This window comes from Streptococcus sp. FSL E2-3494 (assembly GCF_038007085.1).
Classification (GTDB): Bacteria; Bacillota; Bacilli; order Lactobacillales; family Streptococcaceae; genus Streptococcus; species Streptococcus thermophilus.
On sequence record NZ_JBBOWN010000001.1, the window covers coordinates 487,368 to 503,430 of the forward strand.

General features: G+C 35.7%; 19 protein-coding genes and 1 pseudogene. 15 read left to right on the forward strand and 5 right to left on the reverse strand.

Features of this window, described 5'->3' with window-relative positions:
• Positions 1–644 precede the first annotated feature (644 nt).
• The 3 genes and pseudogenes from NST05_RS02565 to NST05_RS02575 all read left to right on the forward strand — a co-directional run bounded on the left by NST05_RS02565 (position 645) and on the right by NST05_RS02575 (position 4,357).
• Positions 645–2,798 (forward strand): annotated as a pseudogene (locus tag NST05_RS02565) (peptide cleavage/export ABC transporter).
• A gap of 15 nt (positions 2,799–2,813) precedes the next feature.
• Positions 2,814–4,181, forward strand: a complete 1,368-nt coding sequence (locus NST05_RS02570; RefSeq protein WP_340742893.1) for a bacteriocin secretion accessory protein — start codon at positions 2,814–2,816, stop codon at positions 4,179–4,181.
• Positions 4,182–4,195: 14 nt separating this feature from the next.
• A complete protein-coding gene (locus NST05_RS02575) occupies positions 4,196–4,357 on the forward strand; it encodes a ComC/BlpC family leader-containing pheromone/bacteriocin (RefSeq protein WP_011681573.1) in 162 nt (53 codons plus the stop codon).
• A 17-nt stretch (positions 4,358–4,374) separates the two neighbouring features.
• On the opposite strand, the gene NST05_RS02580 is transcribed toward NST05_RS02575, so the two are convergent.
• On the reverse strand, positions 4,375–5,178 hold the full coding sequence (locus NST05_RS02580) for an ATP-binding protein (protein WP_252989145.1): 804 nt from the start codon (positions 5,176–5,178) through the stop codon (positions 4,375–4,377).
• Positions 5,179–5,708: 530 nt separating this feature from the next.
• Positions 5,709–6,446, reverse strand: coding sequence for a LytR/AlgR family response regulator transcription factor (locus NST05_RS02585; RefSeq protein ID WP_084829085.1), 738 nt, complete (start codon positions 6,444–6,446; stop codon positions 5,709–5,711).
• A gap of 249 nt (positions 6,447–6,695) precedes the next feature.
• Between NST05_RS02585 and NST05_RS02590 the strand changes: the two genes are divergently transcribed.
• From NST05_RS02590 to NST05_RS02635, 10 genes are all read left to right on the forward strand, one after another.
• Complete coding sequence (locus NST05_RS02590; RefSeq protein ID WP_011681570.1) at positions 6,696–6,872, forward strand: Blp family class II bacteriocin; 177 nt, start codon at positions 6,696–6,698, stop codon at positions 6,870–6,872.
• A gap of 18 nt (positions 6,873–6,890) precedes the next feature.
• Positions 6,891–7,091 (forward strand): hypothetical protein, encoded by a 201-nt coding sequence (locus NST05_RS02595; RefSeq protein ID WP_011681569.1) that lies wholly within the window; start codon positions 6,891–6,893, stop codon positions 7,089–7,091.
• A gap of 355 nt (positions 7,092–7,446) precedes the next feature.
• Positions 7,447–7,677: a bacteriocin class II family protein gene (locus NST05_RS02600; RefSeq protein ID WP_011226494.1), complete on the forward strand. Its 231-nt coding sequence runs from the start codon at positions 7,447–7,449 to the stop codon at positions 7,675–7,677.
• A gap of 525 nt (positions 7,678–8,202) precedes the next feature.
• A complete protein-coding gene (locus NST05_RS02605; RefSeq protein WP_011226492.1) occupies positions 8,203–8,370 on the forward strand; it encodes a hypothetical protein in 168 nt (55 codons plus the stop codon).
• Positions 8,371–8,699: 329 nt separating this feature from the next.
• Positions 8,700–9,101, forward strand: a complete 402-nt coding sequence (locus NST05_RS02610; protein WP_011226490.1) for a hypothetical protein — start codon at positions 8,700–8,702, stop codon at positions 9,099–9,101.
• A gap of 250 nt (positions 9,102–9,351) precedes the next feature.
• Complete coding sequence (locus NST05_RS02615; RefSeq protein ID WP_021152515.1) at positions 9,352–9,606, forward strand: Blp family class II bacteriocin; 255 nt, start codon at positions 9,352–9,354, stop codon at positions 9,604–9,606.
• A 260-nt stretch (positions 9,607–9,866) separates the two neighbouring features.
• Positions 9,867–9,995, forward strand: coding sequence for a hypothetical protein (locus NST05_RS02620; protein ID WP_258380624.1), 129 nt, complete (start codon positions 9,867–9,869; stop codon positions 9,993–9,995).
• A gap of 196 nt (positions 9,996–10,191) precedes the next feature.
• Positions 10,192–10,431, forward strand: coding sequence for a Blp family class II bacteriocin (locus tag NST05_RS02625; protein WP_021152514.1), 240 nt, complete (start codon positions 10,192–10,194; stop codon positions 10,429–10,431).
• Between the two features lie 11 nt (positions 10,432–10,442).
• Positions 10,443–10,835, forward strand: a complete 393-nt coding sequence (locus NST05_RS02630) for a hypothetical protein (protein WP_084829084.1) — start codon at positions 10,443–10,445, stop codon at positions 10,833–10,835.
• 75 nt (positions 10,836–10,910) lie between these two features.
• Entirely contained in the window at positions 10,911–11,591 is a 681-nt protein-coding gene (locus tag NST05_RS02635) for an IS6-like element IS1216 family transposase (RefSeq protein ID WP_013646119.1), read from the forward strand.
• A 324-nt stretch (positions 11,592–11,915) separates the two neighbouring features.
• Here NST05_RS02635 and NST05_RS02640 read toward each other — a convergent pair whose 3' ends face one another.
• Together NST05_RS02640 and tet(S) are read right to left on the reverse strand one after the other, a co-directional pair.
• Positions 11,916–12,104 (reverse strand): cysteine-rich KTR domain-containing protein, encoded by a 189-nt coding sequence (locus tag NST05_RS02640; RefSeq protein WP_425531079.1) that lies wholly within the window; start codon positions 12,102–12,104, stop codon positions 11,916–11,918.
• Between the two features lie 66 nt (positions 12,105–12,170).
• Complete coding sequence (gene tet(S), locus NST05_RS02645; RefSeq protein WP_002405437.1) at positions 12,171–14,111, reverse strand: tetracycline resistance ribosomal protection protein Tet(S); 1,941 nt, start codon at positions 14,109–14,111, stop codon at positions 12,171–12,173.
• On the opposite strand from tet(S), the gene NST05_RS11030 reads away from it, so the two are divergent.
• Positions 14,096–14,221, forward strand: a complete 126-nt coding sequence (locus NST05_RS11030) for a hypothetical protein (RefSeq protein ID WP_193393255.1) — start codon at positions 14,096–14,098, stop codon at positions 14,219–14,221. The two genes, tet(S) and NST05_RS11030, sit on opposite strands and share 16 nt — an antisense overlap.
• Before the next feature lie 718 nt (positions 14,222–14,939).
• On the opposite strand, the gene NST05_RS02650 is transcribed toward NST05_RS11030, so the two are convergent.
• Positions 14,940–15,143, reverse strand: coding sequence for a conjugal transfer protein (locus NST05_RS02650; RefSeq protein ID WP_017370349.1), 204 nt, complete (start codon positions 15,141–15,143; stop codon positions 14,940–14,942).
• Between the two features lie 83 nt (positions 15,144–15,226).
• Here NST05_RS02650 and NST05_RS02655 point away from each other — a divergent pair, with 83 nt between their 5' ends.
• Positions 15,227–15,907 (forward strand): IS6-like element IS1216 family transposase, encoded by a 681-nt coding sequence (locus NST05_RS02655; protein WP_013646119.1) that lies wholly within the window; start codon positions 15,227–15,229, stop codon positions 15,905–15,907.
• Positions 15,908–16,063: the final 156 nt, after the last annotated feature.

Sequence of the window (16,063 nt, forward strand, 5' to 3'; positions counted from 1 at the left end):
ACTGTAGAGATTATAGAGCTTTTTGAGATGGTGCCACCTCAAGGTTGAGTAAATCAAAAGATAGAAGGCACAATTACTCAAGGTGGAAATAAGGTGGGCATTAAGGAAGGGAACCCCTCTAGTGACGCTAAAAATAGCATTGACAGTGATAACAAATACACTTACAAAGCTAAGGAAAATTAAACCGATAATTGAGTAATCGAATCTCAAGAGGCTGATTTAGCCTTTTTTGATAGGATTTTTTGAGATATGGATTGACGTTTTTCATAATGTTATCCCTTTTCGGAATAAAAATAATCAAATTATGACATCATACGATAGAGATAGGCTCCGAGGCTATCAGCAGTCATGGTTTCCTTTGGAAATACCAGGGCTGGCACAGTAATAATGGTTAGATCAAATACGTATGCTTGTAGGACTATTTTAGAATGTTTCCTTCTAATAACTATTGTATAACTTTGAAATCGATTTCAATGAACTTGTCCTAAATGACCCCAAATACGGCTTAAATGGTAATAGTGGAGATGACTTTAAGATTTTTCTTACCGTTTGGGACGTATGGCAACTTTTTGGGACGCTGGCTCTTTTTATCCTGAAAATATGACATACTAATCATATGATAATTTGTGATGAAAGGGTTTGGTATGTTTCGTTTTCGTAGGACTTTTGTCCCTCAAATAGATATGAGGGATTGTGGAGTTGCTGCCTTGGCATCAGTGGCCAAGTACTATGGTTCAGATTATTCATTAGCACATCTGCGTGAGTTGGCGAAGACCAATAAAGAAGGGACAACTGCCTTAGGTCTTGTAGAGGCTGCTAAAAAAATTGGCTTTGAAACGAGAGCTATAAAGGCTGAAATGTCGCTCTTTGAGATGGAAGATGTTCCTTATCCTTTTATTGCTCATGTTAATAAAGATGGGAAGCTTCAACATTATTATGTTATTTATAAAAGCACCAAGGATTATCTGATAATTGGAGACCCTGATCCAAGTGTAAAAGTAACTAAAATGACTAAAGAGCGTTTTGAGAAAGAGTGGACAGGTGTTACTCTTTTTATGGGACCGGAACCCAGTTATAAACCACATAAGGATAAGAAAAATGGACTCTGGGACTTTCTCCCTTTGATCTTTAAACAAAGGTCCTTGATAGCTAATATTGTCTTTGCCAGTCTCTTGGTTACTTTAATAAATATTTTAGGTTCCTATTATTTACAAGGTATTCTAGACGAATATGTCCTAATCAAATGAAGTCTACCTTAGGAATTATCTCAATTGGATTAGTTGTGACCTATGTTTTACAACAAATGATGACTTTTGCAAGAGATTATCTCTTAACCATACTGAGTCAGCGATTTACCATTGACGTTATCTTGTCCTACATACGACATATCTTTGAACTCCCAATGTCTTTTTTTGCCACAAGACGTACAGGGGAGGTTATCTCACGTTTTAGTGATGCTAACTCTATTATCGATGCTCTGGCTTCGACGATATTATCACTTTTCCTTGATTTCTCTATTGTGATTATCGTAGGAGGCGTGTTATTGATACAAAATAGCAATCTCTTCAAGCTAGTTCTTTGTTCGGTTCCAATTTATACCCTTATCGTCTTTGCCTTTATGAAACCTTTTGAGCGAATGAATCATGACGTCATGCAGAGTAATGCTATGGTTAATTCAGCCATCATTGAGGACATTAATGGGATTGAAACCATAAAGTCACTAACCAGCGAAGAAGTATGCTATCAAAAGATTGATGGTGAGTTTATTGACTATCTAGACAATTCTTTTCGCCTTTCTAAGTTATCTATACTACAAACATCATTGAAACAAGGTGCTCAACTTATTTTAAATGTACTTATCCTCTGGACAAGGTGCTCAGTTGGTGATGGGAAATACCATTTCGATAGGACAATTGATTACTTTTAATATGTTGCTTTCTTACTTCACGAATCCTTTGGAAAATATCATTAACCTGCAAACCAAGTTACAGTCTGCTAAGGTAGCTAATACTAGGCTCAATGAGGTCTATCTGATTGAATCAGAGTTTGGACAAAGTGATGATACCTATCAAGAAGGCATTGCGGATGGAGATATCACTGTTACGGATTTATCTTATAAATATGGTTTTGGTCGTGATACTTTGACTGATGTCAGTTTGACGATTAGACAAGGAGAAAAAATCAGTTTTGTTGGTGTCAGTGGATCTGGTAAGACTACTCTAGCTAAAATGTTGGTCAATTTTTATCAACCATATAAGGGGCACATAGATTTTAATGGTCAAAATATTAGTCGCATAGACAAGAAAACTCTTCGTCAACATATTAACTATCTCCCTCAGCAATCCTATATATTTAGTGGTAGTGTTTTAGAAAATCTTACTTTAGGTGCAGCACGGGGTATTACGCAAGCTGATATTTTGAAAGCTTGTGAAATAGCAGAAATTCGTCAAGATATTGAAAACATGCCTATGGGGTTTCAGACAGAGCTGTCTGATGGAGCAGGTCTGTCTGGAGGGCAAAAGCAACGTATCGCTTTGGCGCGTGCACTACTAACGAAATCTCCTGTACTAATCTTAGATGAAGCAACTAGCGGATTGGATGTTTTGACAGAAAAGCAGGTTATTGATAACCTCCTAGCACTAAAAGATAAAACGATCATCTTTGTAGCACACAGGCTTAGTATCGCTGAGCGGACCGACCGTATCGTAGTCATTGATCAGGGACGCGTAGTGGAGACAGGTTCTCATCAAGACCTAATGTCTTATCCAGGTTTCTATTATCAATTATTTAGAAAGTGAGGAAAAGGAAACACGATGAATCCACAGTTGTTTAAAAGCACAGAGTTTTACCATCGTCGCTACCACAATATGTCTACTGTTTTGATTACTCCCTTGATTTTGTTAGTTATTTTCCTTTTTCTTTTCGCTTTTTTTGCTAAGAAGGAAGTTACAGTCACGTCTAGAGGAAGTATAGAGCCAACCAAGGTTATCGCAGTAATCCAATCAACCAGTGACAATACCATCATAGATAATCAACTGGTTGCTAATAAGGTTGTTAAAAAAGGGGACACCTTAGTTCAGTATTCAGAGACCATGGAGGCATCGCAAAAAGAGGGGCTTCAAAAGCAACTAGAACTTTTAAAAAGACAGGAATCAGGTTTGAAGACCTTGCAATCTAGCCTAACGCAGGGAACCAATCTTTTCCAAGAACAGGAAGACGAGTTTGGTTATCAGAGTACTTTTAACACCTACCTAAGTCAGGCACAGGATATTGACTTGGGTGTGGCTAAAACAAATACAGAGGTTAATAACCAAGCAGCAATTGCGAGTAATACCGGTTCTGCTATTGATAACCAGATTAGTCAATTGCAGACTCAGGTCTCAGAGTATGAGGCGCTCTCTCAAGCTATTACCAATCATGAAACGACTTTACCTGAAGGCAATCCTCATCAGGCAACCTTAAATGCCTATAACAGTCAGTATGCTACGATACCGGATGCCAGTGTAACAGACCAATACCTATCTCAAGTTAATACCAATATTTCGAGCTTGAATGCTACCATAGGTAATCTAGAAATCCAAAAGGCTGGGACAGGCACAGTTGTAACTTATGACAATAGTGATAGCACTAAAAAAGAAGCTCTAAAAAATCAATTCTTGCAAAATGCAGGACAGCAATTGAGCTCAGTGGAAACACAAATTAACGATACCGAGAGTAAAATCAATCAGGCAGATGTCCTTCTGACTAATACCCTCATCCAGTCACCAGAAGATGGAATCTTACACTTGAGTCAAGCTGATAAAAAAGCAACCATGGCTGCGACAGGAACTGAGTTGGCCCAGCTTTATCCCGATATGACTCAAACCCAGGAAGTTGCCATTACTTATTATGTGAATTCGGATTATGTGCCAAAACTGCAAAAAGGCCAGTCAGTTCGACTGACCTTGGATAAGGTTGGTAATCACGGTACCACAATTATTGGAAAACTTGAGAGTATTGATAATTCTGCCACGGAAACAGAAAGGGGGAATGTGTTTAGAGTAACTGCTAGGGCAAGTATTTCAGAAAAAGAAGCCCAAAATCTACGTTACGGTCTAGAAGGTCGTGTGACAAGCGTTATTGACCAAAAGACCTACTTCAATTACTTTAAAGACAAGTTACTAAACTTGCAAGACCAATAGGAGGAGAATTACTGATGGCTAACAATACGATTAATAACTTTGAAACACTTGATAACCACGCTCTTGAACAAGTCGTAGGTGGAAGTGGGTGGATGGATTATATAAATGGTTTCCTAAAAGGATTCGGAGGGCAAAGAACGCTTCCAACAAAAGACTATAACATTCCTCAAGCTTAGGTATAGAAAAAAGGCTGTTAGGCCTTTTTAGTTATTGTTAATTGTTGTGTGAATGAGAAATTGTTACTCTGTGTTTCTAAGTTTACATTGATATAGTTATCTAAGATTTCTGTGACATTAGCAAGGCCAATGCCTCGCTCTCGTCCCTTGTTGGAGACACCTCTTTCAAATATGGTTTTGGTTTCTGTTTTTTCTTCACTTATGGTATTGCTAATAGATAATAGCTGTGAACAATGATCTTCCCAAAAGCTAATAGTAATTTTAGGGTTTTGAGTTTGAATGGCACCTTCAATAGCGTTATCTAAAAAAATAGAAGTGACGATAATGAAGTCCAGAGTCTCCATCCCAATCAAGTGGATGGGTTCTGGGATGCTAATCTGAGCTTCAATGCCTTCTTCTTCTGCTTGTAGAACTTTTGCGGACAGAAGGCTTTTCAAAGTGTTATCCTGAATATTAACGAGTCTAGCTAAGCCAAAGTTTCTTGTATTTAATCGTTTATCGGATTCTTGAAGCACACTATCATAGGCTTCTTTGACAATATCCATATCGTCTTTATCTATCCCCAATCGTAATGTGACTAAGAGATTACTATAATCGTGTCTAAAACTACGAACAGAATTGTAGAGACATTCAATATGTTTATTGTAGGTGTAGAGATTTTCTAGCTGGAGATTTTTTTGGAAGTCCAATTGTCCTTGAATCATTTCACGAATGTTTCTGTCTAAAAAGACAATCATAATGAAGAAGAGGACAAGTGAAATAACAACACAGAGTTTTCGAAGCTCCAAAGTTGAAGAATGAGTAGTGTTTTCAAGATACATGAGGATCTGTAACAGTAGGGTGTACCCAAACATAAAAAAGTTAGCAACTATAATAATATGTTGAATCGGAGAATTTGATTTCTGCTTTTGAAGTATGGTAAAACTCCCCTTGAATAATTTAATAAAGAGAAATGATAGACAAAGAGGTGCAATAGATGAAGGGATGGATATTAATAGAGAGCTTTGATAATCGGTGATACTAATATTAAAAAAAGGGAAGATAAAGAAAGTAATCAATCTTAAACTAAGGTTGTTGAGGATATCAGGGAAGAGACCATTGAAAATCTTTATTTTTAATGGTTTTTTAGTCTTAGTGGATAAAAGGAAGGAGAGAAGAAGATAATAGATATCCTCACCCCAGAATTTAATGATAAACCAAGAAGAGTGGTTATAAATAAAATTAAAGGCTAAATTAAAAATAAGGAGTAGGAAAAAATACCTTAGACGAATCTTCTGTCCCATTAAATAAAGGAAAAGAATAATTTCTAGGCCTGCACTTAAAAGGGTGAGAAAAAGTAGCCATAACGTTGTTAACATCCTCTGCCTCTTTCCTCAACAATCTGTGCAATCTTTCCTATCTTCATACGGGATACTGGTAGGACTTGACCATTAATTAAGGTAGCTTCATAATTGGTCAAGTTGACAGAGATAATCATATCTGTATTGACGATATAGGACCGATGGCATGGGTAGAGCTTTTTGTGTATCTTTTTAAAGTCTGCCAGATTTGCTCGGATATCCATGAGGGTATGGATAGTCTGGAGGTGAACATGGTGTTTGATATCTGATGTGGATAGGTATAGAATTTGATCCATAGGAAGGTTTATTAATTGAGACTCTGTTTTGTAGAGAAAAAACTCATCCGTGGTAGTTGCGTTAATAGGGAAGACTTGAGCAATGGTTTCCCCTATTTCTTTTCTAAAGCTAGCTTCATCTAAGGTTTTATTGATGTATTTATAGGCTGTAACGCCAAAAGCTTGAGGCATGAACTCTATATGTGTAGTGACAAAGGCAATGATAGCATAAGGGTTATTTTGACGTATGATTTTAGCAATATCAAGTCCCTTCTTATCTTCACCTTTAATTTCAATATCAAGAAAGAAAATCTGATCGCTTGTATTAGAAGTGATAGCTGATAACAACTGGTCAGGTTTGTCAAAAGACTGGACACAGGATAGATCTTTTCCGAAGGTCATAAGTTCATGTGCTACAGCATCTTCTAGGCGTCCCATCTGAATAGGGTTATCTTCTAATAGGTAAATCTTCAAGGTCTAGTCCTCCCTTTTATGACGCATACTGTTTATTGAAAAAGTGTAACATAAAGAAAACGGTTTTTCAATTTTTTATGAGTGTAAAATGAGAATTTTTTCTGAATTTTAGAGACTGGATACATTAGAAATTACCATTCGGGACGTATAGCCACTTTTTGGGACGCTAGCTCTGATAGAGACACTTGAATGCTATACTAAAGATGTGATTGAGAGATCACACGATAAAAATTTTAGGAGGTAGTTGCCATGGCAACTCAAACAATTGAAAACTTTAACACCCTCGACCTCGAAACACTTGCTAGTGTTGAGGGTGGGTTGTCCTGTGATGAGGGGATGCTGGCAGTAGGAGGACTTGGTGCAGTAGGTGGCCCGTGGGGAGCTGTCGGTGGGGTGTTAGTAGGTGCAGCCTTATACTGTTTCTAATTTGTATGGGAGGAATTTATGAATAATAAACAACTTGAAAGATTTAAAAAACTGGATACAAATGCATTGTCTAATGTAAGTGGTCAAGGCTATGGTGCTCAATGTGTTATTGGTACTACCGGAATGACGATTGTCGGTGCAGCTTTCTTTGGCATCGCAGGTGCAGGAGCTGGATTTGCAGGCGGTAGCACAGCATTTTGTTATGATACAGCTAAATAATTTTCATTTGAGAGAGGTGATACATATGAAGAAATACCTAATCATTTTTTCGACTATTGCGATGATATATTTATATAGCAAAGTACTATTGTCATCAGGAAATATCTATCAACTTTTGTTAGCATCAATAGGATTCTTTTTCTTTTTATTTGGAGTCTATAGGCAGTATAGAAAGAATTAGTTAAAGCTTTTTCAATAAGACATGGACTGAATCAAAAATGATATTCAGTCTTTTTTTTACTACTCGGGACATATAGCCACTTTTTGGGACGCTAGCTCTGATAGAGACACTTGTATGCTATACTAAAGATGTGATTGAGAGATCACACGATAAAAATTTTAGGAGGTAGTTGCCATGGCAACTCAAACAATTGAAAACTTTAACACCCTTGACCTCGAAACACTTGCTAGTGTTGAAGGTGGTGGATGTAGCTGGGGAGGTTTTGCTAAACAAGGAGTAGCTACAGGAGTTGGTAATGGTTTACGACTAGGTATCAAAACACGTACTTGGCAAGGTGCTGTCGCAGGAGCAGCTGGAGGTGCTATCGTAGGTGGTGTTGGTTATGGAGCAACATGCTGGTGGTGATGGATTATGTTTGATTTGAAAAGTTATATTTTAGGGATGGTTTCCATGGCTGTTATGAGTTTTTTAGATAAGCCAATTATGTCATTTCTTGAAAAACACAAGGCTACCAATTCCGTTAAGAAGAAATCTTCCGTTAAGAAGAAATCTTCCGTTAAGAAGAAATCCTAACTGAAATGTCTTGTCAATTGCTGGTCTGTGAATAGCATGTGAATTATGATTGAAAATTTCGATATAAGAGAAGAGTTATTTGTAATCATGACCAAAAAACGCCTAGTGTCTCTAATGATGTCTATGGGCTTCGTCCTTGTTGCCTTACATAACTTTGGAGAAAAACTGAATTTTGGACTTCAATGCCTAAATCTTATCGGGTTATGTTTATTTCTCTTTCTTATGTGTACGGTTATCAAGGATATAAGGTCAGACAAGTAGTGACATTTATGTCACTACTTTTTTATCGGCTTCCAATCTATAATAAAATTCATAGATTATGCACAGACTAGCTAAAAACACTTTAAGGAGAAAAGTATGTTTAAAAACTCAAAACCGTATTTACTGGCTACCATTCTCATCGTAATGGGCCTCGCTAATCTATTTAGAAGCTTGGATGCAGTTCACCATACCATTAACTTGCTAGGGCTAACGGTGCTTCTTTATAGCTTACTTTTTAAAAAGTGGGTACAGTTTCAAAAGTAACCTTTGGTCACTTTGAACGTAAGATGCTTGCAAATGCTTATTTTTGATGTTCCCGAAGTAAAATTATTCTTGCTAATGATAGCGGAGATTATATTATATTTGATTGCATATCTTTGTAATAGAGAAAACAAAGATATGTATATTCGCCTATTTAAAGTATCAGTACTAATGACACTACTGTATTACATCTCCAGAAGAATTTAATCGCTAAGGGCTTACTTGAAATCTTACAGCTGTATAATAAAATACAGAGAGGAATAGAGTTAAATGTAATAGCTTATTAGGTTTGCAAGACTGACTGAGGTTATTCATAGTTTAGGTGTTTTATCATGAAGTTAAAGAATATTAGTTCGAGTGTATTGCGATCTTTTAGAACCATCACTGCTGCGTTGGCAGTTTTCCTTATAAGTATCAGCCTTTCTCTCTACAAAAGCAAGATCTCGCCAGGAACTTGGCTAGCAGTCGGAGCACTAGCTTTCGTAGTCATTTTTGTTAATGGACTGCTCTACCGTATGCTTAAGAAGCGTCCAGATTCAGTAAATCTGTTAACAATACGGCAGTCCTTCATTGTCTTTCCTGTCATCACATTTCTAGTGCTTAGTGTAGAGTTTTACACATTACTAACATTCAGTGATACCACAGACCGTATAGTACTAGCCGTATTAATGCTTTTGTTAATCCTCTGTGATTTTCTATCTTACCTTCAAGTCAAAAAATATTTTAAACAATAAACGCATTTGCTTGATTATTCTGTAAGCAATCTATAAGATATTTGCATAAAAGTGTTATAATAAGAAAGTGATTAAGTAAATATGTGAAAATTAGAGGAAGATTTCCAATGATTGAAGGATGTTCTTTAGGAATTACCATTCGGGACATATAGCCACTTTTTGGGACGCTAGCTCTGATAGAGACACTTGAATGCTATACTAAAGATGTGATTGAGAGATCACACGATAAAAATTTTAGGAGGTAGTTGCCATGGCAACTCAAACAATTGAAAACTTTAACACCCTTGACCTCGAAACACTTGCTAGTGTTGAAGGAGGTGGATGTAGTTGGAGAGGCGCAGGTGGAGCGGCTGCTCAAGGAGCTATCGGAGGAGCTATCGCAGGAGCGTTTGGAGGTAATGTAGTTTTACCAGTTGTAGGCTCAGTTCCTGGTTGGGTCGGTGGTGGTGCTCTAGGTGGTGTAGGTGGTACTGTTGCCTATGGAGCAACCTGCTGGTGGAGCTAATCTATGGTATATTTTATTATAGGTTTTGTTGTTGCTTTGTTAGGTAATATCTTTTTCAACAAGGTCAATAAAAATAAACATAAATAATCATCTTGAACATATACGGGTATTTTCATAACAATTTTTAATAATTTGTTTATAAGATAGTGTTATTATCTTTGAACAAATAGTTTATTTTTATGTAGATGGGGAGTTAACTAATGATTACAGAACTAACATATAACGACCTTGAAACCATCCAAGGTGGAGTATCTTGTATTATGCCTAGAACAAATAATAAAGCTGGTGGTAGCTACGACCCCTTTATAGACGGTAGGGTATCGCCACCTAGATATCGAAGTGGCGAAGCCTATCCGATGGTATATCTTCCTATCTGTGTTCTTATGTAGGAAGTTGAAATCAAGGTTCTTATTCGATAATGACTATTAAGATCACTTTATCATCTTAAAGTGGTCTTTTATATTTTTTTACCGTTCGGGACATATAGCCACTTTTTGGGACGCTAGCTCTGATAGAGACACTTGAATGCTATACTAAAGATGTGATTGAGAGATCACACGATAAAAATTTTAGGAGGTAGTTGCCATGGCAACTCAAACAATTGAAAACTTTAACACCCTCGACCTTGAAACACTTGCTAGTGTTGAAGGAGGACGAGTCAATTGGGAACGATGGGGAGTGTGTGGGGCCTCTGTCGCCGTAGGTGCTTCAGAAGGATTCTCTGCAGCTGCAGGTGGAACGGCTTTCTTCATTGGACCGTATGCAATTGGAACTGGTGCAGTAGGTGCAGCTATTGGAGGTGGAGTAGCCTTACTTGGCTGTTAAGGAGAACAACAATGACACATAAAGTTTCAAAAAGGGATATAGTGCTATTTGTCATTGCCCAAGTAGTTAGCATATCCTTACTGGTACTTTTTTTTAGTCAATTACTTCATAACTTATCATCCGTATTCCAATTGGTCTACATCGTAGCAGCCCTCTTAGTGGTTGTGGTTGATATATTGCTCATTCGAAAAATAATGACAAGAAGAGAAGAACCAACTGTGTTAAATCAATTAAAAGCTTCCCTAGCTTGTTTCTTGTTACTGACACTTAGTTGCCTTCGTTTTTTGACAACAGATTTCTATTATCAAAAAGTTATCGCTATATTTGTAGGTTTTTTTTCATTATTGGGTTTCGTACTATTTTTATGGGGCATCAAGTATATCAACCATAATATAGAGAAGTAAGGGTTCTGTTGCAAAGTTTTAAATCTACTATCAAATAAGGTAGAATAATAGAAAAAGATAGCAGGAGGAATGACGATGAATCATTTTAAAGGAAAGCAATTTCAGCAGGATGTGATTATTGTAGCCGTGGGCTACTATCTTCGTTATAACCTTAGCTATCGTGAAGTTCAAGAAATCTTATATGATCGTGGCATTAACGTTTCTCATACGACGATTTATCGTTGGGTGCAAGAATATGGCAAACTACTCTATCAAATTTGGAAAAAGAAAAATAAAAAATCCTTTTATTCATGGAAAATGGATGAAACGTACATCAAAATTAAAGGAAAATGGCATTATTTGTATCGAGCCATCGATGCAGATGGTTTAACCTTGGATATTTGGTTACGTAAAAAACGGGACACACAAGCAGCCTATGCTTTTCTTAAGCGGTTAGTGAAGCAGTTTGATGAACCGAAGGTTGTAGTCACAGATAAAGCCCCCTCTATTACAAGTGCCTTTAAGAAACTAAAAGAATACGGCTTTTATCAAGGGACAGAACATCGTACCATTAAATACCTGAATAATTTGATTGAACAAGACCATCGTCCAGTAAAGAGACGCAATAAATTCTATCGAAGTTTACGCACTGCCTCACCCACGATTAAAGGTATGGAAGCCATCCGAGGATTATATAAGAAAACCCGAAAAGAAGGCACTCTCTTCGGGTTTTCGGTCTGTACTGAAATCAAGGTATTATTGGGAATCCCAGCTTAAATCATAGATACCGTAAGGGATTTTATTCTTTATTTAAAACTTTGCAACAGAACCTTTGATTCCCATAGCGAAGTTCGTTTTTGTTCCTTAGGAAAAACTTGACTGATATACTAGTTTTGAAATGACGAGTAACTCTGTACTTCATCAATAATCAAGTATTGAATTTTAATTGTATACTTTTTATGCTTGAGGGATGTCTACTGTAATACAGCTACTGCAAAAAAAATCAGTACACTTATTTTCTTATAAAGGATATCAAGAACTAAGCTCAATGGTATGCATAGAAAAGAAAAAGCCGATAAAATGAGATTTTGATATCTCGAATTATCGGCTCTGCGTCTTTGCGTCTGGCTCTGTAATTACAGTTATTCTAAACTTCGTTATTTCAATTAAAATTTCTTGTCTGCATTTAGGACAAAATAGAGGGAAATTTTTTAATTCAGTATCTTCCCTCATTTTTAAACGGGTCTTATTGCCACATATAGGGCACAGTATCCACCTAGTATTTACAATATCTATATCCTCCTGTTCTAATTAACAACTCAATATTCATTTTAAAAATTTCTCTTTAGTTCACTATCAATGTAAGTTGATTTTATTAAACATATGCCTTACTTTGTCTATTCTATTATTTGGACGACGTGGTTGGAAAGCAGACTTAATGTTAGTAACCTGATAACCTTTTAACTCTGTTAAACAGACACTGCGTCCATTTGTAAAGAAAGTTAAACTGTTTCGATACTCTTGAATACAACGGGCTGGAATTTCACCAATGAGAATGACCTCGTTACCTTTTAACTTAGTATTTAAAATATTTGCACAATATTTGGAAGCATCATTATATGCTCTCGAAAGATATTCTTGTGGTACATAAATTTCGAAGCTAAGATATGGCTCTAATAACTCTGTACCACTCTTTCTAAAAGCCTGCTCTAGTACAATAGGCGCAAGCATTCGGAAATCTGCTGGCGTACTGACAGGGCTGTAATATAGACCATACTTAAAACAGATCTTACAGTCTGTTAATTTCCAACCGTACAATCCTTGTTCACACCCATAGCGTATACCTTCCATAACTGCATTTTGAAATGATTGATTTAAATAACCTAGAGAAACCAGGCTCTCATACTGAATGCCACTACCCAAAGGAAGTGGTGTTACAGATAAACCAATAGAAGCCCAGAAAGGATTTGGAGGTACTTCGATATCAATGGTAAATTCAGATTTTTTTAATGGTCTTTCCATATAAATGACAGTTGGTTTTCTTGTTTCTATCTCAATATGATATTTTTCTTGAATCAGAGTACAAGTTACCTCCATTTGGACCTCACCTAAAAAAGATAGCACAATTTCGTGAGTTACTGTATCTACATAATATTGTAGAAGGGGATCACTATCGGATATTTCAAAAAGTGCATCTAGTAACTTTTCTCTTTGTACTGATTTACATGGTTCAATTGTTGTTTGTAACATAGGAAGAGGATTCTCAAGAATTTCTCTATGTGGTAATCTTTTTTTATCTCCAAGTACGTTATTTAGTTTTAAAAGCTCATTTTTTAAAATAATAATCTCACCAGGCTCTGCCTTATCTATCTGGCGTAATTCTCCATTTATTGAAGTATACATTTCTGTAACTTTTATTTTTTCCTTTTCTGATATATTGACTGAGTCTCGCAAATGTAGCGTTCCACTATAAAGACGTACATAGACAAGCCGTTGACCATCATCTGAATATTCTACTTTAAAAACATTTCCACAAAGTTTATCTGAATTGAGTTGTGTGGGTGAAAATAATTTGCTAGTAATTACCTCTATAAGTTGTTTAATTCCAATATTATTCTTTGCACTTCCGTGATAAACAGGATATAAGGAGCAACTTTGAATTCTTTCGTTTTCCTCCTTTTCAAGTTCTGCAATATTCAATGTTTTCCCAATGGTATATTTTTCTAATAAATAATCATTTCCCACAATTACTGTCTCCCATTGTTCTGGTTCAGTATAATCTATTACATAAGGTTTCAAATTTAGATTCACAGTCTGCTTAATTATGATGTCGTCAGAAAGTTTGTCCTTAATATCTTGATAAACATCTGGCAAATTTATTCCATTTTGATCAATTTTGTTAATAAAAAATATTATAGGTATGTTCATCTTTCTAAGTGCATGGAATAGTATACGAGTTTGTGACTGTACTCCATCTTTTGCAGAGATTAGCAAAATAGCTCCATCCAAAACAGATAATGAACGGTATACATCTGCCAAAAAATCCATGTGTCCAGGAGTATCTACAATATTTACTTTAACATTTTCCCGTTGAAAAGATGTTATTGCGGTCTGAATAGTAATACCTCTCTGGCGTTCCAAAAACATAGTATCCGTTTTCGTTGTACCGCTATCTACACTTCCTAACTCTTTAATTGCTCCGCTACTGTATAGTAAGCTTTCTGTCAAAGTAGTTTTTCCTGCATCAACATGTGCTAAGATACCGATATTAATAATTTTCAATTTTATTTCCTCCATTCAAAAGCTCAAAAAGCAGAAAAAATCCCAGTGATAAATACTCTTATCACTGGGATTTTAATACAAAAATAGCTGTATACTACACACTGATAGCCACAGATGCTTTATGATAAAATGATAAAAGTATTCTTAAACTGGGCACAAAAAACCAGTCCTTATTTTAAATAAGGATGCTTAATTAATTATTCCCGCTATCTAATTGACAGTTTATTTAAGAATACCTTGCCGCATTTTTATTATCTCCTTTTGAATGTTATCTTAATTCTATCATATGATAGAATGCTTGTAAAGCCAACCATATTTTTTGAACGAAAGGGAAATTAATGAGAAATTAATGGAAGTTAGTGTAGTAGTTGAAGATAACTCTTCAGAATGGCTATCAAAATTCAGCGATTTAATAACGATTTACAAGTTCATAAGGGATTCTTTATTCATCCAGCTATTATATTACTTTTCAGGTCAATAGGACAACTGTCCACAACCTTTCTACAAATATATTACGTATAATTTTTGAAATATATACTGCTTAACAAAATATTTTGCAGTGGTTCCAATAGTTTTGAATTGTTAATATTAAGTTTGACTTGGAAAATATCATTAAAAGTTATACTGTTTATTTGGAAAAAATTGGAGAGACCTTTTTAAGTAATGTAATGAAAATAGTTATAAGTTAGAATAAAGGTGAATTTGCTTATACTTCTCATAGAAGGTTGATTTCACGCTATATTTTGGATTATTTATGCTAAATCATTATAAGTTTGCTATAGTGACATACAATTTTTTTTGCTTATACTAAATATTCAAGTATTGTTTTCATCTTAATATTCTTTATTCATTCATTATTATTTTCCAGTTATCCTTCTTCTCTAAAGTTAATTGGTATTGGGAAATATTTTCAATCTTTGTTTCATTGTCTAAATATCGAACGGCTATTTTTACTAGATACTGTTTCTCTTTCTTCTGAATAATTGGATTCACCAACTCAGAGTAAATAAAGTTTTGACTGATTATTGGTAAAACATCTTCCATCATATAATAATCGGTTCTGTTGCAAAGTTTTAAATCTACTATCAAATAAGGTAGAATAATAGAAAAAGATAGCAGGAGGAATGACGATGAATCATTTTAAAGGAAAGCAATTTCAGCAGGATGTGATTATTGTAGCCGTGGGCTACTATCTTCGTTATAACCTTAGCTATCGTGAAGTTCAAGAAATCTTATATGATCGTGGCATTAACGTTTCTCATACGACGATTTATCGTTGGGTGCAAGAATATGGCAAACTACTCTATCAAATTTGGAAAAAGAAAAATAAAAAATCCTTTTATTCATGGAAAATGGATGAAACGTACATCAAAATTAAAGGAAAATGGCATTATTTGTATCGAGCCATCGATGCAGATGGTTTAACCTTGGATATTTGGTTACGTAAAAAACGGGACACACAAGCAGCCTATGCTTTTCTTAAGCGGTTAGTGAAGCAGTTTGATGAACCGAAGGTTGTAGTCACAGATAAAGCCCCCTCTATTACAAGTGCCTTTAAGAAACTAAAAGAATACGGCTTTTATCAAGGGACAGAACATCGTACCATTAAATACCTGAATAATTTGATTGAACAAGACCATCGTCCAGTAAAGAGACGCAATAAATTCTATCGAAGTTTACGCACTGCCTCACCCACGATTAAAGGCATGGAAGCCATCCGAGGATTATATAAGAAAACCCGAAAAGAAGGCACTCTCTTCGGGTTTTCGGTCTGTACTGAAATCAAGGTATTATTGGGAATCCCAGCTTAAATCATAGATACCGTAAGGGATTTTATTCTTTATTTAAAACTTTGCAACAGAACCGAAATTATAGTGCCTAATTTTATAACACGCATCTTTCATGTCAAAAAATTACATTAAGTATGTAAAAAATTATCATTAAGACAACTGTTTTGTATAGTATAA